At 33.8% G+C, this 22,246-nt stretch carries 24 protein-coding genes; 12 read left to right on the top strand and 12 right to left on the bottom strand.

What is annotated here, in order from left to right:
- Positions 1-13 precede the first annotated feature (13 nt).
- Positions 14-715, bottom strand: a complete 702-nt coding sequence (locus tag IPN31_04895) for an NINE protein (protein MBK8681240.1) — start codon at positions 713-715, stop codon at positions 14-16.
- A 212-nt stretch (positions 716-927) separates the two neighbouring features.
- On the opposite strand from IPN31_04895, the gene IPN31_04890 reads away from it, so the two are divergent.
- The 3 genes from IPN31_04890 to IPN31_04880 all read left to right on the top strand — a co-directional run bounded on the left by IPN31_04890 (position 928) and on the right by IPN31_04880 (position 3,665).
- The gene (locus tag IPN31_04890; GenBank protein ID MBK8681239.1) at positions 928-1,827 is read left to right on the top strand and encodes an outer membrane beta-barrel protein; all 900 of its coding nucleotides are present in this window, start codon (positions 928-930) and stop codon (positions 1,825-1,827) included.
- Positions 1,828-1,915: 88 nt separating this feature from the next.
- Complete coding sequence (locus tag IPN31_04885) at positions 1,916-2,833, top strand: outer membrane beta-barrel protein (GenBank protein ID MBK8681238.1); 918 nt, start codon at positions 1,916-1,918, stop codon at positions 2,831-2,833.
- 115 nt (positions 2,834-2,948) lie between these two features.
- On the top strand, positions 2,949-3,665 hold the full coding sequence (locus IPN31_04880) for a VIT1/CCC1 transporter family protein (GenBank protein MBK8681237.1): 717 nt from the start codon (positions 2,949-2,951) through the stop codon (positions 3,663-3,665).
- On the opposite strand, the gene IPN31_04875 is transcribed toward IPN31_04880, so the two are convergent.
- The 9 genes from IPN31_04875 to IPN31_04835 all read right to left on the bottom strand — a co-directional run bounded on the left by IPN31_04875 (position 3,654) and on the right by IPN31_04835 (position 9,364).
- Positions 3,654-3,878: a hypothetical protein gene (locus IPN31_04875; protein MBK8681236.1), complete on the bottom strand. Its 225-nt coding sequence runs from the start codon at positions 3,876-3,878 to the stop codon at positions 3,654-3,656. The two genes, IPN31_04880 and IPN31_04875, sit on opposite strands and share 12 nt — an antisense overlap.
- A 2-nt stretch (positions 3,879-3,880) precedes the next feature.
- Positions 3,881-4,747, bottom strand: coding sequence for a sterol desaturase family protein (locus IPN31_04870; protein MBK8681235.1), 867 nt, complete (start codon positions 4,745-4,747; stop codon positions 3,881-3,883).
- Between the two features lie 2 nt (positions 4,748-4,749).
- Entirely contained in the window at positions 4,750-5,205 is a 456-nt protein-coding gene (locus IPN31_04865; GenBank protein ID MBK8681234.1) for a rhodanese-like domain-containing protein, read from the bottom strand.
- Positions 5,206-5,222: 17 nt separating this feature from the next.
- Positions 5,223-5,534, bottom strand: coding sequence for a rhodanese-like domain-containing protein (locus tag IPN31_04860; protein MBK8681233.1), 312 nt, complete (start codon positions 5,532-5,534; stop codon positions 5,223-5,225).
- Positions 5,534-5,821: a rhodanese-like domain-containing protein gene (locus tag IPN31_04855; protein MBK8681232.1), complete on the bottom strand. Its 288-nt coding sequence runs from the start codon at positions 5,819-5,821 to the stop codon at positions 5,534-5,536. The genes IPN31_04860 and IPN31_04855 overlap by 1 nt, the downstream gene beginning before the upstream one ends.
- A 63-nt stretch (positions 5,822-5,884) precedes the next feature.
- Positions 5,885-6,430, bottom strand: a complete 546-nt coding sequence (locus IPN31_04850) for a Crp/Fnr family transcriptional regulator (protein MBK8681231.1) — start codon at positions 6,428-6,430, stop codon at positions 5,885-5,887.
- 92 nt (positions 6,431-6,522) lie between these two features.
- Complete coding sequence (locus IPN31_04845; protein MBK8681230.1) at positions 6,523-8,076, bottom strand: Rne/Rng family ribonuclease; 1,554 nt, start codon at positions 8,074-8,076, stop codon at positions 6,523-6,525.
- 194 nt (positions 8,077-8,270) lie between these two features.
- Positions 8,271-9,068, bottom strand: coding sequence for a tetratricopeptide repeat protein (locus tag IPN31_04840; protein ID MBK8681229.1), 798 nt, complete (start codon positions 9,066-9,068; stop codon positions 8,271-8,273).
- A gap of 8 nt (positions 9,069-9,076) precedes the next feature.
- Positions 9,077-9,364, bottom strand: coding sequence for an integration host factor subunit beta (locus IPN31_04835; GenBank protein MBK8681228.1), 288 nt, complete (start codon positions 9,362-9,364; stop codon positions 9,077-9,079).
- Positions 9,365-9,459: 95 nt separating this feature from the next.
- Here IPN31_04835 and mutY point away from each other — a divergent pair, with 95 nt between their 5' ends.
- From mutY to IPN31_04810, 5 genes are all read left to right on the top strand, one after another.
- On the top strand, positions 9,460-10,515 hold the full coding sequence (gene mutY, locus IPN31_04830; GenBank protein MBK8681227.1) for an A/G-specific adenine glycosylase: 1,056 nt from the start codon (positions 9,460-9,462) through the stop codon (positions 10,513-10,515).
- Positions 10,516-10,554: 39 nt separating this feature from the next.
- Positions 10,555-10,986 carry a single-stranded DNA-binding protein gene (locus IPN31_04825; protein ID MBK8681226.1) on the top strand — a complete coding sequence of 144 codons (432 nt, stop codon included), beginning with the start codon at positions 10,555-10,557 and terminating at the stop codon, positions 10,984-10,986.
- A 50-nt stretch (positions 10,987-11,036) separates the two neighbouring features.
- On the top strand, positions 11,037-11,651 hold the full coding sequence (locus IPN31_04820) for a hypothetical protein (GenBank protein ID MBK8681225.1): 615 nt from the start codon (positions 11,037-11,039) through the stop codon (positions 11,649-11,651).
- A gap of 131 nt (positions 11,652-11,782) precedes the next feature.
- The gene (gene recG / locus IPN31_04815; protein MBK8681224.1) at positions 11,783-13,888 is read left to right on the top strand and encodes an ATP-dependent DNA helicase RecG; all 2,106 of its coding nucleotides are present in this window, start codon (positions 11,783-11,785) and stop codon (positions 13,886-13,888) included.
- 270 nt (positions 13,889-14,158) lie between these two features.
- Positions 14,159-14,428 (top strand): HU family DNA-binding protein, encoded by a 270-nt coding sequence (locus IPN31_04810; protein ID MBK8681223.1) that lies wholly within the window; start codon positions 14,159-14,161, stop codon positions 14,426-14,428.
- Positions 14,429-14,488: 60 nt separating this feature from the next.
- On the opposite strand, the gene IPN31_04805 is transcribed toward IPN31_04810, so the two are convergent.
- Positions 14,489-16,252 carry an ABC transporter ATP-binding protein gene (locus tag IPN31_04805; GenBank protein MBK8681222.1) on the bottom strand — a complete coding sequence of 588 codons (1,764 nt, stop codon included), beginning with the start codon at positions 16,250-16,252 and terminating at the stop codon, positions 14,489-14,491.
- 33 nt (positions 16,253-16,285) lie between these two features.
- On the opposite strand from IPN31_04805, the gene IPN31_04800 reads away from it, so the two are divergent.
- The 3 genes from IPN31_04800 (at position 16,286) to polA (ending at position 21,242) form a co-directional block, all read left to right on the top strand.
- Positions 16,286-16,804 (top strand): IPExxxVDY family protein, encoded by a 519-nt coding sequence (locus tag IPN31_04800; GenBank protein ID MBK8681221.1) that lies wholly within the window; start codon positions 16,286-16,288, stop codon positions 16,802-16,804.
- A gap of 1 nt (position 16,805) precedes the next feature.
- Positions 16,806-18,239: a pyruvate kinase gene (pyk, locus tag IPN31_04795; protein MBK8681220.1), complete on the top strand. Its 1,434-nt coding sequence runs from the start codon at positions 16,806-16,808 to the stop codon at positions 18,237-18,239.
- A gap of 204 nt (positions 18,240-18,443) precedes the next feature.
- Entirely contained in the window at positions 18,444-21,242 is a 2,799-nt protein-coding gene (gene polA / locus IPN31_04790; GenBank protein MBK8681219.1) for a DNA polymerase I, read from the top strand.
- Between the two features lie 2 nt (positions 21,243-21,244).
- Here polA and IPN31_04785 read toward each other — a convergent pair whose 3' ends face one another.
- Positions 21,245-21,721, bottom strand: a complete 477-nt coding sequence (locus tag IPN31_04785) for an Lrp/AsnC ligand binding domain-containing protein (GenBank protein ID MBK8681218.1) — start codon at positions 21,719-21,721, stop codon at positions 21,245-21,247.
- A 129-nt stretch (positions 21,722-21,850) separates the two neighbouring features.
- On the opposite strand from IPN31_04785, the gene IPN31_04780 reads away from it, so the two are divergent.
- Positions 21,851-22,171, top strand: coding sequence for a hypothetical protein (locus IPN31_04780; protein MBK8681217.1), 321 nt, complete (start codon positions 21,851-21,853; stop codon positions 22,169-22,171).
- The last annotated feature ends 75 nt before the right edge of the window (positions 22,172-22,246 follow it).

Genomic DNA, 22,246 nt, shown 5'->3' with positions numbered 1-22,246 from the left:
ATTGATGTAACTGTTATTTAACAACAGTAATTATTTTGCAATTATCCAAAAATCTTCTGTTGCATACTCCTTTAATTATTATACTATCACCAGTAGCAATTTCAGAAAGATTTTTCATGTATTCATTATTTAAATAGCAATTTACATCTGCCGGGCTTCCATCTGCAGGTTGTAATGTAAGATAAGTTCCTTTCTCGAAATCTTCACCAAAAGATTGCACTCTGCCCGAAACTTCCAACACTCTTCCGTGATACTTTTCCATGTATGATTTTTCATCTGTATTATAAGCAGTAGATAATTCTACGGAGCTGATTTTGTAAACTGTATTTGCAGTTTCAATATTTATTGTTCCTGTGGTTTTTGTTAAATAACTAAATCCATAAATTGCAGCTATTGCAAAAATGATTGATGAAACTGTAAGTGGTAAAGTAGCTCCGGTAGATTTATTTTGCGCATCAAATTTTTCATTACGCATTATACCAAAACGAATTGCTTCAACTATGTGTGTGATACAAATTAATGCAATCCAAATTGTATTTAACATGTAATGATTAGCAACATGATACATTTTGCTATACCAGATTGCCGCAGGAAATAGCACGAAAAAAAATAAAAGAAAATACCAACCCAAACGATTTTGCCCTAAATAAAATCTGTGTGCACCGGTGGTACCTGCTAAAAATGAAATGATTGCTGTAATTGTTTTTGACTTCATTACTATATAATCTGTATTTGCAAAAATACATTTCTGTATTTGCAATACATCGTTACTAATTAACTGCAACAACACATAATTCTACAATACACTTTTACTACATTTTTTCAAATCAGAATAAACATATTCTAGCACAAGATGTTACTGTATCTTTGAATTACCTGAAATACCATTTATTTTATTCAGGCGTTTTATTTCCTAAAATAGTTTTTATGCGCAAAATTGCCCTTATCATTTTTCTTGGATTTTCCACTCTCTATAATGCAAATGCGCAGTATGTTGAATTAGGTCTGTTTGGTGGAGCATCTTTTTATAATGGAGATCTCAGTCATCAATTGATTTATTGGAATGAATTTCATCCGGCAGCAGGAATATATGCAGGAGTTCACTTTAACCGATATTTTAGTCTATCAGTACAATCAAAGTTTGGTACTATTTCCGGTCATGATTCAAACTCTGACGAAGAGGGATTTAAAAGACGCAATCTCAGTTTCGAATCGAATATTATAGAAGCAGGAGTAGTAGGTGAATTTTATTTTCCGGGCTACATTCCCGGCGATATGCGCTTTTCACCATTTATTAGTTTGGGTATAAATTGGTTTCATTTCAATCCAACCGCAGAATATATGGGCAGCGTATATGATTTGCAACCATTAGGGACAGAAGGGCAGGGCACTTCCGCATTTCCTGATAGAGAACCTTATGCATTAAATCAGATTTCCATTCCGTTTGGTGTTGGGGTAAAATATAATCTCTCCTACAATTGGAATCTTGCTTTTGAAGTTACTTTTAGAAAAACATTTACTGACTATCTCGATGATTTAAGTAAGACTTATGTGGATGCCGATATTCTTACCAATGAAAATGGCGAATTGGCTTATGCACTGTCCAATAGAACTGGGGAATATTTGGGATCAGCTAATGCAGATTTTGGAAATGATCAAAAAAGAGGCAGCTCGTCAGTTACTGATTATTATATTTTTACTGGCTTTACTATATCATACAATCTTATTGGAGTAGGTAAAAACTCTGCATCAAGGCAAGTGGATTGTCCCGGAGAACCATCTAAAAAACAGAAAAGCGGTTTGTGGGATAAGAAAATGATGAAATAATACGTTTGTCAATTTAAAGCCAAACGTTTCGAGGAAGATTTTTCATTTTAAGCTAATCTCTTATATTTGTAATTAACAAACTATCGGTATGCGCACAAGTTTACTTGCTATTTTAATTTCCATCGGCACTTTATCGCAGGCTCAAGCTCCAATACAATGGATTGAAGTAGGAGTTTTTGGTGGAGTTTCCAACTATTACGGCGATCTTACTAGAGACTATGTGGTGATGAGTGAGTCACATCCGGCTTTTGGTGGTTTCGTTAAATGGAATATGAATATGAATGCAGGTATTAAGCTGAATTTATATCACGGTGAAGTTTCCGGTGCAGATGCAAATTCAAACCGCTCAGATCAAAAGTTGCGTAACTTAAGTTTTACTTCTTCTGTAACAGAAGTGGGTTTATCATTTGAATACAATTTCCCCGGTTTATATCCTAAAGAATTACGCAGACCTTTTTCACCTTATTTATATGCAGGTGTTGGTGGTTTTCATTTTAACCCAAGAGCTTTTTATAAAGGAGAATGGTATGAACTACAACCCTTAGGAACAGAAGGTCAGGGTATCAACTCATTTGACTACAGAGAAAAATATGACCTCTATGCTTTTGCAATTCCTTTTGGTGCAGGTGTAAAATGGGCTTTCTCTGAGAGATGGAATCTGGGTTTAGAATATGGGGCAAGATTTACATTTACTGATTACTTAGATGATGTGAGTCGTACCTATGTGAGCAGAAATGTTATGATTGAAGAAAACGGTATTACTGCGTATAATCTTTCTAATCGCTCCGGCGAATTTCTGAAAACAGAACCTATGGATTTTGATGAAAATGATTTCAGAGGTGATCCTACCCGAACTGATTGGTATATGTTCTTCGGTCTTACTCTCAGCAGAAATTTTATCGCAGGAACTGATGATGGATTCCTTTCTCTAGATAAACCGGGTCTTGGATGTTTCCAACCGAAGCAAACCCGCAAACGTGAAAAGAGATATCACTCTACTAAATAGTTTTTAATACATCTTTTACTTTTAGGAAATAGATGAATAATTGAAAAAATATTTATCATCTTTTCATATTTCTTCTTATATTATCTTAGCCCATCAAGGATAAAACAACTATGTATTGGAAAATAAATTTGATATACCGGAAAATAAAAATCTGAATAAATATCTTCCTGAATTTGTGTATGGAGGTATTGATGGCAGTATCACCACTTTTGCAGTTGTAGCAGGTGCTGCAGGCGCCGGTCTAAGTGGAAATATAGTTATCATTTTAGGATTTGCAAATCTATTTGCCGATGGATTTTCAATGAGTGTTGGTGCTTTTCTTTCTGCCAAATCTTCTAAAGAATTATATCATAAACATGAACGCAATGAATATTGGGAGATAGAAAATATTCCACATACTGAAGTGGAAGAGATAAGAGAAATATATCGTAACAAAGGATTTGAAGGTCAATTGTTAGAAGATGTAGTAAAAAAAATTACAGAAGATAAAGATCGATGGGTGGATACTATGATGAAGGAAGAATTAGAAATGATTCCCGATTCCAAATCACCATTCAAGATAGGGTTGGCTACATTTATTTCTTTCTTTTCTGTAGGAATAATTCCGTTGTTAATTTTTGTAGTTGACTTTTTTTTAGATGTAGAAATCAATTTATTTACAATCGCATCTGTACTTACATTTTTTGCATTTATAGGTATCGGATATTTAAAATCTATGGTAACACAAACCAGTAAAATTAAAAGTGTGACGCAAACATTATTACTAGGAATTATTGCAGCTATACTCGCTTACTTCGTAGGGGCATTTTTAGAACAAATCTTAGGCAAGTGATTTTCTTTTAATTCTTAAAAATATCCAGCGGAATAAAAGTATAAATGGCCACCCATGCCAAAGCACATCTATCCAATCCATTGTTGTCATACCAACGGCACCACCAGCTATCCATTTTATTTTACCCCATAAATGTGGTTCAGGATAAAAGGGTGCAAGGCCTAATACTAAACACACAATTATTATGGATACAATATTGTTAGTAAATTTCATTGTTATTTTTTAAAACCGTGTTTGGATTGATCTAAAAAAGATTTGGGAAAATTTTCCATGGATTCAAAACCCAGTTCTATATCTCTTCCATCATTAGGTATATAATCTGTTTTAAAAATATAATCCCAGATACTTAAACTAATACCGTAATTAGCGCCGTAAGGAAGCTGAGGCAGTTCCTTTGCATGATGCCAGATATGCATTTTCGGATTATTTAAAAGATACTTAAATGGCCCGTAAGATATATTTAAATTCGAATGATTTATATGTCCGATGGAAAGGGCAATGATATGCACAATAAAAAAATCTTTCAAACCAAATCCAATCATTGCAAGTGGAATGTATTGAATGGTTTTATAAATAATATTTTCCATCCAATGAAAACGCAAGTGAGCTGCAAAACCCATTTGTTCCACACTGTGATGTACTTTATGAAACTCCCACATCCACGGCACATAATGCAACATGCGATGAATATTCCATTGAATAAAATCAGCTAGAATAAAGAGGGTTAATAACTGCACCCATTTTGGCCAATGACCAATTTCAAATGCCACTATATTATGTAAACCGAAGAGACCAATAAAATCATCAAACAGATTTACAAACACATTGGAGATTGCATTAAATCCGATGAGTGAAAACAGGAAGAAATTAAAGAACATATAAAACCCATCTAACCAAAAATCTTTGCGGATGATATGTTGATGTTTGCGCCAGGGAATAGTTATTTCTAATAACCAGATAAACAAAGACAAACCCAATAACCAATAAAAATAATTATGCCATGATGGATATAATAATTCATTTGATAGATAATGAAAATAATCTGTAAAAGATTGTATGAATATGTTGTAATATTCTTTCATAATTATTTTGTAACTGGATATCCTTTTTTAACCCAATCATTAAAATATCCTTTATGGTTATAAATTATTTTAAAACCATCTTGCTTCATCACATTCATTGCCTGCGAACTTCTGTTGCCGGAAGCGCAATACACAAATACTGTTTTATCAGGATCCAATTGTTCCAGATTCTTTTTGAAATCAGGATTGCGAAGGTCAATATTCACAGCCTCCGGAACATGTCCTGTTGCAAATTCTTCAGGAGTTCTTACATCCACAATTTGTCCGGATTGGGATTGCATCATTTCATAAAACTGTTCTGTATTTAAATTTTCTGCAATGGTTTCTTCCTGTTGCACACTTACCGTTGTTTCCTTTGTAGTTTGCTCACTTTGAGAACATGCGTATTGCAATGAAATGATTCCTGTAAACAGAATTATAGCAAATGTTCTTTTCAAATAAATTATAGTTAAATGCATATTGATATATAGTTAGATTATTTTACAAGTTTACGTTCCAAACCGTTCCATCCACCACCATTAAATGCAGTGTAGCCTTTAGAATTCAATATACCTTTTGCAGAAGCACTGCGCATACCAGATGCACAACAAGTGATTACCGATTTGTTTTTATCCAACTTCTTTAAATTATTTCCCAAAACATCTAATGGAATATTTATGGATCCTTTAATATGTCCTGAATTAAATTCTTGTTTTGTGCGCACATCTACTATGATGGCACCTTCTGACATTAATTTTTTATAATCCATCGGTTTATAACCAATCAATTTTAATAGTCCTTCTAACATTATTTTACGTTTAAAGAATGAATGTAATTAATATCTAACCATGAACCTCCATTATACACTTCGGTTAATCCATTTTGTGTGAGGTAAATTGCTGCTTGCCCACTGCGATTGCCACTGGCACAAATTAATACAATTGGCTTTTGCATTTCTTTAAGCTCTTTCAGGTGCATCATTATTTCACCCAGTGGAATATTTATACTTCCATTCGCATGGGCTGTATTAAATTCTACAGGAGTTCGCACATCAACTATTGTTGCATCCTGTTTCAGTAATTCTTCTAAACTCATATCATTATTTTGACACAAAAGTATTCTTGTGATAGAGAATGTTCAGTGATGAATGTTACACTTTTACAGAAGTGTAATTTTATTTCTACCGAGCATAAGCTTTTTTTCTTTCTCCATTTGTTTAAGTAAGCGGGAAACCACTTCTCTTGCCGTCCCTAATTCATCGGCGATTTGCTGATGTGTAACTATGATTTCTTTGGAGCTTGTGATTGCAGATTTATTTTTTAGAAATTCTTCCAATCGCTCATCAATTTTTTTGAAAGCAATGCTATTTACTACTCGCAATAATTCTTCAAAGCGTTTGTGATATAACCTGAAAATAAATTCAGACCAAGCAGGATATTGACTGACTAAGTATTTAGATTTTTCTACAGGAATAAAAAGAATTTCAGCCTCTTCTTCTACTAAGGCTTTTACTTTACTCCGCTCATTATTTAATGATCCAAGTACGGACATGATGCAGGTTTCGCCGGGGTGTAGGTAATACAATAATATTTCGTTTCCGTTATCATCATTACCCATAACTTTAATGGACCCCTGAAGCAGAAAAGGAAGAAATCTAACAAAATCCTGTTGCTGTAAAACAACTGCGTCGGGTGGCATATGCATCACTTGAGAAAAACTTTTTAGTTCTTCTATAAGCTTTGTGTCTTGAAGTACTTTCAAGCTTTTTTCCGCTAGATCTGAAAAAGGATAATCCATTAGTTTGAAACAATTTCTTCATCGTTGATATCGTAAAAACGATATTCAACAAGCTGATAATCATCACTTGCAATTATCTTAATCCATCGCTTATACAAACGGTACCATTTCCATTGAATGGAATTAAATAAATTTCCTTTTTTAATATATGCTTCCAGATAGGGATGTAATACAAGCTTAAATGATTTTTGATTTTGAGTAACTATCAGATATTTTATTTTTCTTTCAATTTCATCTAACAATAAAATACTTGCTTCAATTTTTCCGGTACCATTACAAGTTGGGCAAACTTCCTGAGTGGCAATACTTAACTCAGGCCTTACACGCTGCCGGGTAATCTGTCCCACACCAAATTTGCTGATTGGCAAAATGGTATGTTTGGCCCGGTCGTTTTCCATTGCCGTTTTTAATTCATTATAAACATTCTTCTTGTTCTCTGGATTACGCATATCAATAAAGTCAATCACGATAATGCCACCGATATCTCGAAGCCGCAATTGCCTTGCAATTTCTTTTGCAGCTTCCATATTTACACTGAATGCATTTTGTTCCTGATCACCTTTCACTGCCGTCTTATTGCCGCTGTTCACATCAATTACATGCAATGCTTCTGTATGTTCTATTATTAGATAAGCGCCACTTTCCATATTTACGGTGCGACCAAATAAGGATTTGATTTGTCGTGTTACACCATAAGCATCAAATACAGGTTTATTCCCCGTATGCACAGTAACTATCTTTTCACGACCTTGCGCAATTCTTTTAATATAATTTTTTATTTCCTGTGCAATTTCCGCATCGTTTACTATTACTTCATTAAAAGATTCATTCAAAATATCTCTTAATAAAGTATTTGTTTTGCTGGTTTCGCTGAATACAAGTTTTGGAGCATTGCCCACCCTCAGTTGCTCAGTTAATTTTTCCCAGTTTTTTAATTGATTAAGTAAATCCTCATGTAATTTTTGAACACTTACTCCGGCGGCAACGGTGCGAACAATTACTCCAAAATTTTTTGGACGAATGCTTTCAATAAGTTTTTGAAGGCGTTTTCTTTCATCAATAGATTCAATTTTTCTGGATACGCCCACCACTTCATTAAATGGTGTAAGTACCAGGTATCTTCCGGGAAGTGATAATTCGCAACTGAGTCTTGGACCTTTTGTTTGAATAGGTTCTTTTATTACCTGCACCAGAATCTGCATGTTCTTGCTCAGAACATTATTCACCTTTCCGGTTTTTATGATGAGTGGTTCTTTTTCAAAATTTTCCATTTTGACATTGGAACCATTCACTGCAGCTTGTGTGAATTTTACAATAGATCGGAAATGCGGATTTAAATCTGTGTAATGCAAAAATGCGTCACGCTCGTAACCCACATCCACAAATACTGCATTTAGTCCGGGGTTAATTTTTTTAACCCTACCCAAATACATATCACCGACATTAAAACGTGTATTGTCCCGGTCACGATGAATCTCGACCAGTTGTTTGTTCTCAAGCAGGGCAATTTCTTCACCTGCTGATGTTGCATTAATAATTAATTCTCTTTCCAAAATGAACCCATGTTTACCGGTTTATTAACCGGATAGTAAAAAAGAAGGCTGAATATAAAGGGTTGGAGAAGAGGAAATGTAATCGCTTATCTGTTCTTTTTCTTATGGCGATTTTTCCTCAGCCTTTTCTTACGCTTATGAGTAGCGATTTTGTGTCTTTTACGTTTTTTACCGCAAGGCATTGTATAATATTTTTAAAGTTTCTTTAAGTAATTTATATAGAGTTGGATTCGGTTCTGCACCGTAGAATCCTTTTCTATTTCAATGATCTTTTCCAGTTGGTCTATAGCTGCAGTTGTATCACTTAATCCGAGGTATCCTTCAGCCAAAAAATAACGGGACTGCAAATGTAGAGAATCTTTCTGTAAAACAGCATTAAATCTTTCAATTGCTTTATCATATTGTCCGCTCATCATAGAAAAACGACCGAGTTCAATATTTGCATTTATGTTTAATGGATCTTTAGCTACCACTTCCCTCAGCATTACAATTCCTTTCATAGGTTCGTTAGTGCCTTGAACCAAAACAGTTGCCAGCCCAATTTGCGCATCTGCATCACCCGGTTTTAATTCAATTGCTTTTTCATAACAATAACGAGAACTATACACCAAATTTACCTGCATGTTTTCGGTGGTGTCGGTGCTTAATGCATTAAATAAAATCTGTCCGGCTTCCATATAATTTTCATAAGTGGGAAACGCATTTGCTTTTTGACGGAGATAATCACCGGCAATTGTGAGATAACCAGCATGTTCCCATTGATGTGAAAGTGCTTCATACTTTGATTCTTTTTCCGGACCTTTTGCTTTTTGCAATTCAGCTTCCAGCGCAATTATCTTTTCCAAATTCGGAAGGGCTAAAGTATCTATTAAGCTCTCACGTAATGTGTCAAAAGCTGTTTTTTTTGGAGGTTTATTAGAAAGACCAAAGTAAAGTACTGCAACCAAAATTAATCCCACTAATACTGTAGAAAATTGTTTATTCCATTTCACCGTCAGAATTATTTTTTGGTGCCCAGCTTAACCCTGTTCATAAAAATTTTGGCAGGTTTAAAAGCCGGAATTTTTTGCTCAGGAATCTCAATAGCAATATTTTTTTTGATGTTCCGACCAATTTTGGCCTTACGAGTTTTAACAGTAAAACTACCGAAGCCACGTATATACACATTTTCACCAGAAGCAAGCGCTTCTTTTATTTCCTTACAGAAAGCTTCAATACTTACAAGTACATCAACCTTCGGAATACCGGTTTTTTCTGAAATTCTATTCACAAGATCTGCCTTTCTCATCTATTTTCGGAATTTTAGTTTTGTAATGTTGCGAACAACTAACTAAGTGTAAAGTTCGCCAAATATTTGAAATTGAACGGTTAAGAATAATAAGAATGTTTTACAATAGATTTCGTAACAAGTTATTACAATGGTATGATATACATGGTCGGGATTTGCCGTGGGTAAATGAATCTGATCCATATAAAATTTGGTTATGTGAAGTTATAATGCAGCAGACTCAAGTTGCTCAGGGATTATCGTATTACTATAAATTTATAAATGCGTTTCCAACAATATTTGATTTAGCAAAAGTAGACGAACACACTATTTTGAAAATGTGGGAAGGTTTGGGTTATTATTCACGAGCCAGAAATTTGCATGCAACTGCACAAATAATTGTAAAGATTTACAATGGTGTATTTCCAGATAGTTATAAAGAGCTTATTGAATTAAAAGGTATTGGATCATATATGGCGGGTGCAATACTTTCTTTTGCCTGGAATAAACCATATTGTGTTGCCGATGCAAATGTGAACAGAATTATTGCAAGGTTCTACGGCCTTCAATCAGAAATTAATTCTATTGAATTTAATAATGAAGTTCAAGTACACCTGCAAAAATGTTTTGATAAAAAGCAAGCTGCAAAATTTAATCAGGCAATGATGGATTTTGGAAGTTTGGTGTGTAAAGCAAAATTGCCAGATTGTATGAATTGTCCCATGTCCAAAAACTGTTATGCCTATCAAAATAATTTACAAGATGTATTACCTATTAAACCAATAAAAAAAAGTCGTCGCAATAGATATTTTAATTATTTGGTCTTCCGTTCGGGAAATAAAACAATTATTACTCAAAGATTAGAGAATGATATTTGGAAAAATTTATTTCAATTCCCGTTATTAGAAACGATTAAAGTGTCAAATTGGAAGTCGCTTCAAAAAACCATAGTTCAAATGTATGGATCGAGAAAACTATCACCAAAGCCACTGATTATAAAAGCAAAACCTCAGCAATTAACACATCAACTCATACATGCCACTTTTTACATTATAGAAGTAGATGATTTTAATGGATTAAAACTGCCGGAAGATAAAGCGGTTACCCTTACGGGAATAAAAAAATATACATTTCCGGGTATAATTCGAGATTTTTTTAATCAACTTACTTAACTTTAGTCTTTATACTATCACAATGAAAAACCTATAATTATGAGCGGAGTAAACAAAGTAATTTTAATCGGGCATTTGGGAAAAGATCCTGAGGTGCGCAATTTTGAAGGCGGCAATATGACTGCAAAATTTTCATTAGCAACCACCGAATCGTATCGGGACAAAACAGGTAATCGTGTGGAAAGCACGGAATGGCACAACATCGTTTTGTGGAGTAAGCTTGCCGAAGTAGCCAGCAAATATTTACACAAAGGGAGTCAGGTGTATATTGAGGGGAAAATACGTAATCGTAGCTATGATGATAAGGATGGAAATAAAAAATATATTACCGAAGTGGTTGTTGATACCTTTACCATGTTAGATAAGAAACCAACAAGTGGTGGTTCTGACGGTGATGTAAATTCAACGGATTCACATAGTAACTCTAACGAATCTTCTAACCCTGCACCGGATGATGATTTACCTTTTTAATAAATATTAATTAACTAATTACAGCCGGCGACAAGCCGGCTTATTTTTTTATGTATCGTATATCATTTACATTTTTCTCCTTATTAATTCTCAGTGCGTTTGTATCCTGCCACACTGCGGTAACACCAAAACCCACTGCGTATCCAAGAATTGTTTTTCCAGAAAAAACATCTGAATACACTTACGATTATGCAGGTTGTCCTTATACATTTGTGTTGCCAGATTATTATATCACCCAGCGCAAAACACAATTTTTTGAAGAAGATATCTCAAGTAATTGTTGGTTGAATATTGAATGTTCGGATTTAAATGCCACTATTTATTTAAGTTATAAAACTTTGTCGCCGGGGCAAACATTAATGCGCTTAGTGGAAGAAGCATATAACCTTACATACAAACACACTAATAAAGCAGATTATATTCAACCTCGTGAAGTGGATAATGGAAATGGGGTAGTGGGTTTAATTTATTATGTTGGTGGAGAAGCAGCAAGTAATATTCAGTTTTTTATAACAGATACTGTAAGCAATTTTGTGCGTGGTGCTTTATATATTTATTCAAGACCGAATGCGGATTCATTAAAACCTGTGGTTGATTTTTTGGTTAACGATATAGAAGGTATTTTGCAATCGTGGAGATGGAAAACAAATAATACATTGAATTAAATACGAGTGAAATTTATTTTTCGGCATCTATTTTATCATGATTTATGTTGAGGTTATCTCTCCTTGTTTAATAATCCTTTCCAACTGCTGCATTTAAATTATACTGATTTCCTATTTTTGATTGTAAAGCAATGAGTAATACATTACAAACATCATTAGTGTATCTGAAAGGCGTTGGGCAAACCCGTGCTGCATTGCTCGCTAAAGAGTTAGAGCTTTACAGTTATAACGATTTACTCTCCTATTATCCATTTAGATATATTGATAAAACAGAATTCACTTTTATAAAAGATATTCCATTAAAAAATTCTTCAGTTCAATTAAAAGGCAAATTAAATAGCATTCAATTAATAGGTAGTAAAAGTGCGCAGAGATTATCTGCAAGATTAGATGATGGCACTGGAAGCATTGAATTAATTTGGTTTCGTGCTATTAGTTGGTTGCAAAAAACATTAATTGAAAATCAAGAGTATTTGGTGTATGGCAAACCGGTTTTATTTAATAGTAAATTCAATATCACACATCCTGATATAGATATTGTATCTGCGGAAGAAGATGCGTTATCCGGAAAGTTAGAACCGGTGTACAGCATTCCTGATAAACTGAAAACAAAAAATATTACCAGTAAAGTATTTGCTAAAATCACAAAGCACTTAACAGATGCAATTGTGCCTGCGGATTTACCGGAAAATATTCCCACACATTTATTACAGAAATACAGACTTATTTCCCGCTATCAATCGTGTAAATGGATTCATCATCCTGAAAATTTTAATCAAGCTGATCAGGCTACACGCCGTATTAAGTTTGAAGAATTATTTATTGACCAAATGAGAATTCTAAAAACTAAAACAACACGGCAATTAAAAGGAAAAGGATTTGTATTTGACAATATTGAAAATTATTTCAAAACATTTTATGCAACTATTCTACCCTTTGAACTTACCAATGCACAAAAGAAAGTTATTAAAGAAATTCGTAAAGATGTATTGAGCGGACATCAAATGAACCGCCTGTTGCAAGGGGATGTGGGTTCTGGAAAAACTATGGTTGCGTTTATCACTTTATTAATGGCGATAGATAATAATTATCAAACAGCATTTATGGCGCCTACCGAAATTCTTGCGCAACAACATTTTAAAGGACTTCAAAAATTTTGTAATCAATTGGGAATTCCAATTGCTTTATTAACCGGCAATACAAAATCTGCCGAAAGAAAAAGAATTTTTAAAGATTTATTATCCGGCGAATTAAAAATAATAATCGGTACTCATGCCCTTATTGAAGATAAAGTGCAATTTGCGCAATTGGGAATAGTTGTTATAGATGAACAACATCGTTTTGGAGTGGAACAACGTGGGAAGATGTGGATTAAAAATGAAACGCCACCACATATATTAGTGATGACTGCAACACCAATTCCACGTACACTTGCTATGACAGTATACGGAGACTTGGATGTTAGTATTATTGATGAATTACCTCCGGGCAGAAAGGAAATAAAAACAGTGCACCGCAATGAAAGCAAACGATTGTCTGTGTTTGGTTTTATGAAAGAACAAATTACAGAAGGCCGACAAGTATATATTGTATATCCATTAATTGAAGAATCTGAAAAATTAGATTTAAATAATTTAATGCAAGGAGTGCAGGCAATTGAAAAAGCATTTCCACGTCCGCAATATCAAATTAGTATTGTGCATGGCAGGATGAAACAAGAAGATAAAGATTTTGAAATGCAGCGCTTTCTAAAAAAAGAAACGCAGATAATGGTGGCAACTACTGTTATAGAAGTGGGTGTGGATGTGCCGAACGCTACTGTTATGATTATTGAAAATTCCGAGCGATTTGGTTTAGCGCAATTACATCAGTTGCGTGGCAGAGTTGGTCGTGGTAGCAATCAATCATATTGTATTTTAATGACAGGAAATAAATTAAGTAATGAAGCAAGATTGCGCATTAAAACAATGCTTGAAACAAATGATGGATTTAAAATTTCTGAAGTTGATATGCATCTGCGTGGTCATGGTGAAATTGATGGAACGAAACAAAGTGGAATTTCTAATTATAAACTTGCAAATATTTTTAAAGATGAAAATGTATTGCAAGAAGCAAGAGCAAGTGCAGAAGAATTATTAAATGCAGATCCATTTTTGCAGGCGCCTGAACATTCAGCACTTAAAGATTACATGAATAAGGAATTTCGAAAGGCAAAATTCTGGGGTAAGGTCTCCTGAAAGAAAGCTTGCAAAATCAAGTGTTTTGTAAAATCAATCTGTTGAAACCCTTGCCGGCCGTGTGTTTTAAAAAATACATTTTTCAAAAATTGCATTAATGACTATTTGTAAAGTACAGGTTTTCAATGATTTAGAAAATATAAAAAACTCTAATGTGTATAAAGTGTTGATACCAAAGGGTTTCAGGCGATTTAATGTTTTAAAATCCTTATAAACAGGATATATTTGACGTGTTAAAGCTTATTTCTAACTAAAAAAAATAACAACAAAATGAACAAAGGAGATTTAATTGATGCTATGGCATCTGATGCCGAGATCACAAAAACACAAGCAGCTGCCGCATTGGATAGCTACATGACAAACATCCGTAAAACATTAAAAAAAGGTGATAAAGTTACCTTAGTAGGTTTCGGAACTTTTTCAGTTTCTAAACGTGCTGCACGTACAGGTCGTAATCCTCAAACAGGAAAAGCTATCAAGATTGCCGCTAAAAACGTAGTACGTTTCAAAGCAGGTAAGGAACTTTCTGCTGCTGTTTAATTCAATCAAAACAGGTTTAACAAAGCGGGATAATTATCCCGCTTTTTTTATTAAAAAAAATCAAACTGCTTCTTTTTTAAATTGCATATCATAGAGATGGCGATAATAGCCATTTAATGCAAGTAGTGATTCATGTGTCCCGCTTTCTTTTATTTCGCCATGATCCAACACAATTATTTTATCCGCATTTTGTATTGTAGAAAGTCGGTGTGCAATAATAATTGAAGTGCGTTGTGCAATCAGATTTTCTACAGCATATTGAATGAGTTGTTCAGTTTCAATATCTACAGAAGAAGTGGCTTCATCTAAAATTAAAATATGCGGATTAAAAACCAAGGCACGTATAAAAGAAATTAATTGCCGTTGACCTAAGGATAAAGTAGCACCACGTTCCATTACATTATAATCATAATTACCCGGCATTTTCATTATAAAAGAATGCGCACCCAACATCTTTGCTGCATCAATTACTTGTTGTTTGGTAATGTGATGATTGTGCAGTGTTATATTTTCAAATATAGATCCTGAAAATAAAAATACATCCTGTTGCACCATTCCAATTTGTTTGCGCAGCGATCCCAATTCATAATTTTCAATCGGTATATCATCAATAGTTATTTCTCCTTTTTGAATGGGATAAAAACGATTTAATATATTGATGATTGAAGATTTACCGGCACCTGTAGCGCCCACAACCGCAACTGTTTCACCGGGTTGAATTTCCAGATTTATATTTTTTAGTACATACTCATCATTGTTATATGCAAACCAAACATCTTTAAATATTATTTTACCTTTTATATTTTCTGCATGTATATCTCCATTATTTTCGATGCGGTTTGTATTGTCTAAAATTTTAAAAACACGATCACTGGCAACCACACCCATTTGCAGTGTATTGAATTTATCTGCAAGCATACGCAATGGGCGGAATAACATATTCAGATATAAAATGAATGCAGTTATTTCTCCCACACTTGCTGTGCCTTTAATTACATTGTGTGCACCATACCATACCATCAATGCCATAGCAAGTGCAGTAATAATTTCTACTACAGGAAAAAAAATAGAATAATACCAAACAGACCGGATATTTGCATTGCGATGTTTATTGTTGATCGCTTTAAATTTTTTGTATTCCTGATTTTCAGCATTAAAAATTTGCACTACTTTCATTCCCGTAATATGTTCTTGCAGAAATGCATTCAATGCCGCCACTTGTGTGCGCACACTTTGAAAAGTGGATTTTATTCCTTCCTTAAATATATAGGTAGCATAAATGATAAGCGGAAAACTTATTAGACTTACTAATGTCAATTGCCAATTGCTGTAAAACATAAAAGCCATTACAAAAATGATAGTGAGCAAGTCAGCAATTATTTGAATAATACCTTCGGTGAATACGCTATTTATAGTTTCAAGATCATTAATTGTTCGGGTGGTGGAAGTGCCTACGGCAGTTTTATCAAAGTAGGTTAATCTTAAACCGAGTATATGTTTAAACACCTGGAGACGTAAATTTTTCACAACACTTTGTCCCAACCAGTTGGTTATAAATAGAAATGAATAACGAATAAAAGATTCTGTTACCAATACCAATAATGAAATGAGTGATAATATAACTAAGCCACGGAAATCTTTATGTAAAATATATTTGTCAACGGTAAGCTCAACAAGATAAGGACGCAGCGGGCCAAGAATTGCTAACAAAACCGCAAGCAATGCAGAAATAATAAACTGCCTGCGATAAGCACCTGCATAACTCAATAGACGATTTAATAATGTAAAATCATTTTGACTTAGCAGTGGTTTTTTTGTTTTAATTCTTTTTGACAATTATTGAATTTATTTAAACGAATGTTCTGGGAAAATGCAAATTTACATATATCGGCATGGAGTATTTCTGAAACATCTCAAGTGAACCTTAGTACATTTGCAACCAACAAAGTGATGGCAAAAAAGAGTGTTTTAAAAATTAGTACGGAATATGATTTTGTACTTGCAGGATTAATCTGTGGTTTGCCGGATTATCGTTTATGCTGGTATCTGAATCATGCATTGATGCTTGATTTTTCAAAAGCAGAAGATATTACTATCACCATTCCGGAATTGCATATTCAGCAGAGCTTTACAAGATTTTTTTTCGAAGAAGAAATTACGAAGTCCACATTTTGGGTTTTGCAAAATAAAGCAGGAGGTGAATTTTTATTACCTGAACTTAAACAGGTGGATTTTATCTTATTGATAAGAGGCAATTATTATAAAACTAAATTTAAGGCAATTGAAAATAAAATGCATGCAATTCAGGAAATACAAACAATTATTGCAGTGGACACAAATAATTTAAAAAACAAGGACAGACTTTTATTTGAATAATATGGCAATCGTATATAAAAACAAAACAAAAATAGTGGCGACACTCGGGCCTGCTTCTGCAAATTATGAAATGATATTGCAGTTAATAAAAGCCGGTGTGCGCATATTCAGAATTAATTTTTCGCATGGCACTCAGATGCAGCATAAGCAAACTATTAAGTTGATTCATAAAATCAATAAGGAGTATGGTGCTTACATCGCAATAATCGCAGATTTACAAGGGCCAAAGATCCGGTTAGGAATGGTTGAAGAAAATTTACCACCACTGCAAACAGGAGATATTTTGGAATTCACTACCAAAGAAATGATTGGCAATAATAAAAAAGTATATATCACTTATCCGCAATTTCCAAAAGATGTGGTGGCAGGTGATATTATATTGGTAGATGACGGACGCATCGAATTAAAAGTGATGAGCACAAATCGTAAAGATGCAGTAAAAACAAAAGTAATTTACGGCAATAAACTATCTTCAAAAAAAGGAGTAAATCTCCCCGATACCAAAGTGTCTATTCCATCGCTTACACCAAAAGATTACGACGATTTAATTTTTGCGCTCGATCAAAATGTGCATTGGATTGCGTTATCTTTTGTTAGAAAAGCGGAGGATATTATTGGCTTGAAAAAAATTATTCAGGATAGAAAAAAGCTAACTAAAGTAATTGCAAAAATTGAAAAACCGGAAGCACTAAAAAATATTGATGCAATTATTGATGCGACGGATGCGATTATGGTAGCTCGTGGAGATTTAGGTGTAGAAGTGCCTGTTGAGAATGTACCCTTTATTCAAAAAGATATTACTCGCAGATGTATTAAAAAAGCAAAACCGGTAATTATTGCAACACAGATGATGGAAAGTATGATTACTGATGCTCGTCCAACAAGAGCAGAAGCTACGGATGTGGCAAATGCCGTTTTAGATGGCGCAGATGCAGTGATGTTGAGTGCTGAAACTGCTACCGGTTTGCATCCCGATTTAGTGGTAACTACAATGGCAAACATAATTGAAGAAGCGGAAAAAGAAGAGTGTGTTTATAACAGACAACATGCTCCTGATAAAAATTCCCGAACATTTTTATCGGATGCGATGTGTTTTAATTCATGCAGAATTGCCGATGAAGTAAATGCACATGCAATTATGGGGATGACGAAAACCGGATATACTGCATTTATGGTTTCCAGTTGCCGTCCAAAAGCACATATTTTTATTTTTACTAATAACAAGCATATTGTAAATACATTAAATCTGCTGTGGGGAGTAAAAGCATTTTATTATGCAAAACTGAATTCAACAAATGAAACATTTGAAGAAGTACAGAAATTATTGAAACATAATAAACGATTGAAAACCGGAGATGTCGTTTTGAATCTTGGGACTATGCCTGTGAAAGAATTTGCTAGAACAAATGTGTTGAAGATTAGTGTGATTAAATGATGAAATTGGCTATTGGCTATTGGCTGTTGGCTTTTAGCTGTTGGCGATCGGCTGTTGGCGTAAAAACTTAGACTATTGACTTAAAACATTGACAAAAAAACTCATTACTCAATTATTGGCTATTGACAAGTTTGAATATATAAAAATATAAATCGTGATTTTAAATCACACACATTATAATACACTTCTAACAAAGACAACCAAATGGAAAGCGAAAAAAAACTTTATCTCATAGATGCATTTGCATTAATCTTTCGTGCATATTTTGCATTTGCAAAAAATCCACTTATTAATTCTAAAGGACAGAATGTTTCTGCTATCAGCGGCTTTGTAAATACATTAAATTTATTATTAAAAAAAACTAACTCAACACATATCGCAGTTTGTTTTGATTCTTTTGAAATAACAACAAGGGAAGTTGCGTATCCTGAATATAAAGCAAACCGAGATGAAGCTCCGGAGGATATAAAATTCTCCATTCCTTACATCAAAGAAATAGTAAAAGCATTTAATATTCCTATAATTGAAAAAGGTGGTTATGAAGCAGATGATATAATTGGAACACTTGCTAAAAAAGCGAAAAAAGCAGGTTATGATGTGTATATGGTTACGATGGATAAAGATTATGGGCAACTGGTGGAAGAAGGTATATATATGTATCGTCCCAGTTTTTTAGGAACCGGATTTGACACTTTAAGCGTGGATGATATATTAAAGAAATGGGAGATTGAAAACCCATTACAAGTAATAGATATTTTAGGATTAATGGGTGATAGTGTTGACAATATTCCGGGTGTGCCCGGTGTAGGAGAGAAGACTGCAAAAAAATTAATTCAGCAATATGGAAGTGTGGAAGGTGTGCTGGAAAATATTGATAAAATGAAAGGGAAAATGCAGGAGAACTTTATCAATTTTAAAGAACAAGCTATCATGAGTAAATTTCTTGCAACAATAATTTTAGATGTTCCTGTAGAATTTGATGAAGAGAAATTAATTATTGATGAACCCGATAGAGAAAAGCTTTCTGAAATTTTCAGAGAATTAGAATTCAGAAAATTAGCAAAAGATATTCTGGGAGAAAGCTATGAAGTAAATGCAGAACGCAATGGTGCGCAATTTGATTTATTCGGCAATACGGAATCCTCAGCGGTAAATGCAATTCAATCACAAAGTGAAAAGATTGAAGCTGGCAAGAATATAACTAACACACCACATCATTATCAGTTGTGTGAAACTGAAGATGAAATAAAAAAACTGATTGCAGATTTATTACAACAAAAAGAATTTTCATTTGATACAGAAACCACCGGCATTGATGCAAATGATGCAGAGCTTGTAGGCTTATCTTTTTCCTGGAAAATTGGGGAAGGTTATTATGTTCCTGTTCCAACAGATCAATCCAAAGCAAAGGCTTTAGTTGATTTATTTAAACCTGTGCTTGAAAATAATGCAATCACATTAATTGGTCAGAATATTAAATACGATTACCTGATGATGAAATGGTATGGAATTGAATTAAAAGGAAAATTGCAGGACAGTATGTTGGCGCATTATTTATTAGAACCGGAACTGCGGCATAATATGGATTTTCTTGCTGAAAATTATCTCGGTTATTCTCCCGTATCTATAACTACACTTATTGGAAAAAAAGGAAAAAATCAATTGAGTATGCGGGATGTTCCAATTGAAAAAGTTACTGAATATGCTGTGGAAGATGCGGATATTACTTTGCAACTGCATCAGCAATTTCAACCTTTATTGAAAACAGAAAAATTAGAAAAATTATACAAGGAAGTTGAAATTCCATTGATACAAGTTTTGGCAGACATGGAATATGAAGGAGTGAATTTAGATGTTGATTTTTTAAATGATTTCTCTAAAGAATTAGAGATAGAAGTGGAATCAACCGGTAAAGAAATATTCGAACTTGCAGGTGTAAGATTTAATATTGATTCGCCAAAACAATTAAGTGATGTGTTGTTTGTAAAGTTGAAAATTCCTTATGAAGGCAAGAAAACAAAAACCGGCCAACTCAGTACCGGAGAAGATATATTAAGTCGTTTGGAAAATGATTATCCTATCGCATCTTTATTATTAAACTATCGTGAATTAGGTAAATTAAAATCTACTTATGTGGATAGTTTACCTCAACTAATAAATCCGAAAACAAATAGGATACATACTAACTTCAGTCAGGCAGTTGCATCGTCAGGAAGGTTGAGCAGTAATAATCCGAATCTGCAAAATATTCCTATACGAACAGAACGAGGTCAGCAGGTGCGCAAAGCATTTATTGCAAGAGATGAAAATCATATTTTATTGAGTGCGGATTATTCGCAAATTGAATTGCGTATCATCGCAGCATTAAGTAATGATACCGGAATGATAGAGGCATTTAAACAAGGTATGGATATTCACTCCGCAACTGCTGCCAGAGTTTTTGGTGTAGATGCAAATACAGTAACTCGTGAAATGCGCAGTAAAGCAAAGGCAGTAAATTTTGGAATTGCTTATGGACAAACTGCATTTGGACTTTCACAAAATCTAAAAATTTCAAGAACAGAAGCAAAAGAAATTATTGATAATTATACCGCACAATTTCCGGGTGTGCAGCAGTTGATGGAAAGCAATATTGAATTTGCCCGCAAACATGGTTATGTTGAAACTATTTTAGGTAGAAAAAGATATTTGCGTGATATTAATTCAGCAAATAATACTGTGCGCAGTCAGGCAGAACGCATTGCAATTAATTCTCCCATACAAGGTTCCGCTGCCGATATGATTAAGATTGCGATGATTAATATTCATGAAGCATTGAAAAAAGAAAAATTAAAATCAAAAATGACTTTACAAGTGCATGATGAATTAGTGTTTGATGTTTTTAAACCTGAACTGGAACAAATGAAGCAACTTGTGCAGGAAAAAATGGTGAATGCTTTAACTCTAAATGTACCTATAGAAGTAGAAGTAGGAACAGGAATTAATTGGTTAGAAGCACATTGACTTTATTTATGATTTAAAACAATTTTCATTGGGCGGATAAATGTTTGTTCCAATGCTATAAAAGTTTCTGTGCGATCAATTCCATTTATTTTTTGAATCTTATCATGCAACACATCTTTTAAATGATTGGTATCTCTGCACAATAGTTTTACAAACATATTGTAGTCACCAGTCAGGTAATAACATTCAGTTACTTCAGATATAGTCTGAAGTTCTTTTACCACATCATCGTACATAGAACTTTTTTCCAGATATACCCCAAGAAATGCAGTAACATCATATCCTACTTTTGTTGGATTAATTTGAAGATTTGAAGAACGGATAATCTCCATGTTCTCTAATTTCTTCATGCGCACATGGATAGTTCCGCTGGAAACATTCAACATTTTTGCGATTTCTGTGTAAGGAATGGTGGCATTGTGCATCAAGATATCCAATATCTTCACATCTAGTTTGTCAAGTTGTAAATTTTCGCTCACTGTGGTGGGTTTTAATTATTAGGTTATTAAACAATTTTAAATAATATTGCGAAAATGAAAAACTTTTCTGAATTTGAATAATTTATTTGCAAAAAAAGTAAAGAAAATTATCTTTGTGTCAAGCATCTATTGAAATTATCTCCCCCTATAGTGATGCTGCCTGATGAGGAGCGGGCAGCATTTTTTTTTGCACTTATTTATTCAAAATATCATTTACAGGATTATATGAAGGAAAAAAGATATACACCCATTGACTGCAATCTCTATGATATTTTTACAGATGCCGCAGTTTTAAAAAAACCAATCACTTTAAATATCCAAACATCAGAAGGTGAAAATGTGGTTACTGATCTGGTAGTTGATATGGTAACAGAAAATAAAATTGAATACATCGTTCTTGCAAAAAATGGCAAGCATCGTTTGGATGAAGTCAGAATTGTATCCGTTTAAATTTTCGGTGTTTTGTAATTATCCATATTTCAGATACAGCACTGCAACCTAACTATTTGATATTTTCGTTACAGT

This window comes from Bacteroidota bacterium, from assembly GCA_016715425.1.
Classification (GTDB): Bacteria; Bacteroidota; Bacteroidia; order Chitinophagales; family BACL12; genus JADKAC01.
Note: the sequence above shows the minus strand (reverse complement) of the source record. Positions and strands in the feature narration are given on the sequence as shown.

Excerpts from the sequence above, each read along its gene's own strand:
- IPN31_04895 (MBK8681240.1), bottom strand. The coding sequence starts at position 715 with ATGAAGTCAAAAACAATTACAGCAATCATTTCATTTTTAGCAGGTACC.
- IPN31_04890 (MBK8681239.1), top strand. The coding sequence starts at position 928 with ATGCGCAAAATTGCCCTTATCATTTTTCTTGGATTTTCCACTCTCTAT.
- IPN31_04885 (MBK8681238.1), top strand. The coding sequence starts at position 1,916 with ATGCGCACAAGTTTACTTGCTATTTTAATTTCCATCGGCACTTTATCG.
- IPN31_04875 (MBK8681236.1), bottom strand. The coding sequence starts at position 3,878 with ATGAAATTTACTAACAATATTGTATCCATAATAATTGTGTGTTTAGTA.
- IPN31_04870 (MBK8681235.1), bottom strand. The coding sequence starts at position 4,747 with ATGAAAGAATATTACAACATATTCATACAATCTTTTACAGATTATTTT.
- IPN31_04865 (MBK8681234.1), bottom strand. The coding sequence starts at position 5,205 with ATGCATTTAACTATAATTTATTTGAAAAGAACATTTGCTATAATTCTG.
- IPN31_04860 (MBK8681233.1), bottom strand. The coding sequence starts at position 5,534 with ATGTTAGAAGGACTATTAAAATTGATTGGTTATAAACCGATGGATTAT.
- IPN31_04855 (MBK8681232.1), bottom strand. The coding sequence starts at position 5,821 with ATGAGTTTAGAAGAATTACTGAAACAGGATGCAACAATAGTTGATGTG.
- IPN31_04850 (MBK8681231.1), bottom strand. The coding sequence starts at position 6,430 with ATGCATATGCCACCCGACGCAGTTGTTTTACAGCAACAGGATTTTGTT.
- IPN31_04835 (MBK8681228.1), bottom strand. The coding sequence starts at position 9,364 with ATGAGAAAGGCAGATCTTGTGAATAGAATTTCAGAAAAAACCGGTATT.
- mutY (MBK8681227.1), top strand. The coding sequence starts at position 9,460 with ATGTTTTACAATAGATTTCGTAACAAGTTATTACAATGGTATGATATA.
- IPN31_04825 (MBK8681226.1), top strand. The coding sequence starts at position 10,555 with ATGAGCGGAGTAAACAAAGTAATTTTAATCGGGCATTTGGGAAAAGAT.
- IPN31_04820 (MBK8681225.1), top strand. The coding sequence starts at position 11,037 with ATGTATCGTATATCATTTACATTTTTCTCCTTATTAATTCTCAGTGCG.
- recG (MBK8681224.1), top strand. The coding sequence starts at position 11,783 with ATGAGTAATACATTACAAACATCATTAGTGTATCTGAAAGGCGTTGGG.
- IPN31_04810 (MBK8681223.1), top strand. The coding sequence starts at position 14,159 with ATGAACAAAGGAGATTTAATTGATGCTATGGCATCTGATGCCGAGATC.
- IPN31_04800 (MBK8681221.1), top strand. The coding sequence starts at position 16,286 with ATGTTCTGGGAAAATGCAAATTTACATATATCGGCATGGAGTATTTCT.
- pyk (MBK8681220.1), top strand. The coding sequence starts at position 16,806 with ATGGCAATCGTATATAAAAACAAAACAAAAATAGTGGCGACACTCGGG.
- polA (MBK8681219.1), top strand. The coding sequence starts at position 18,444 with ATGGAAAGCGAAAAAAAACTTTATCTCATAGATGCATTTGCATTAATC.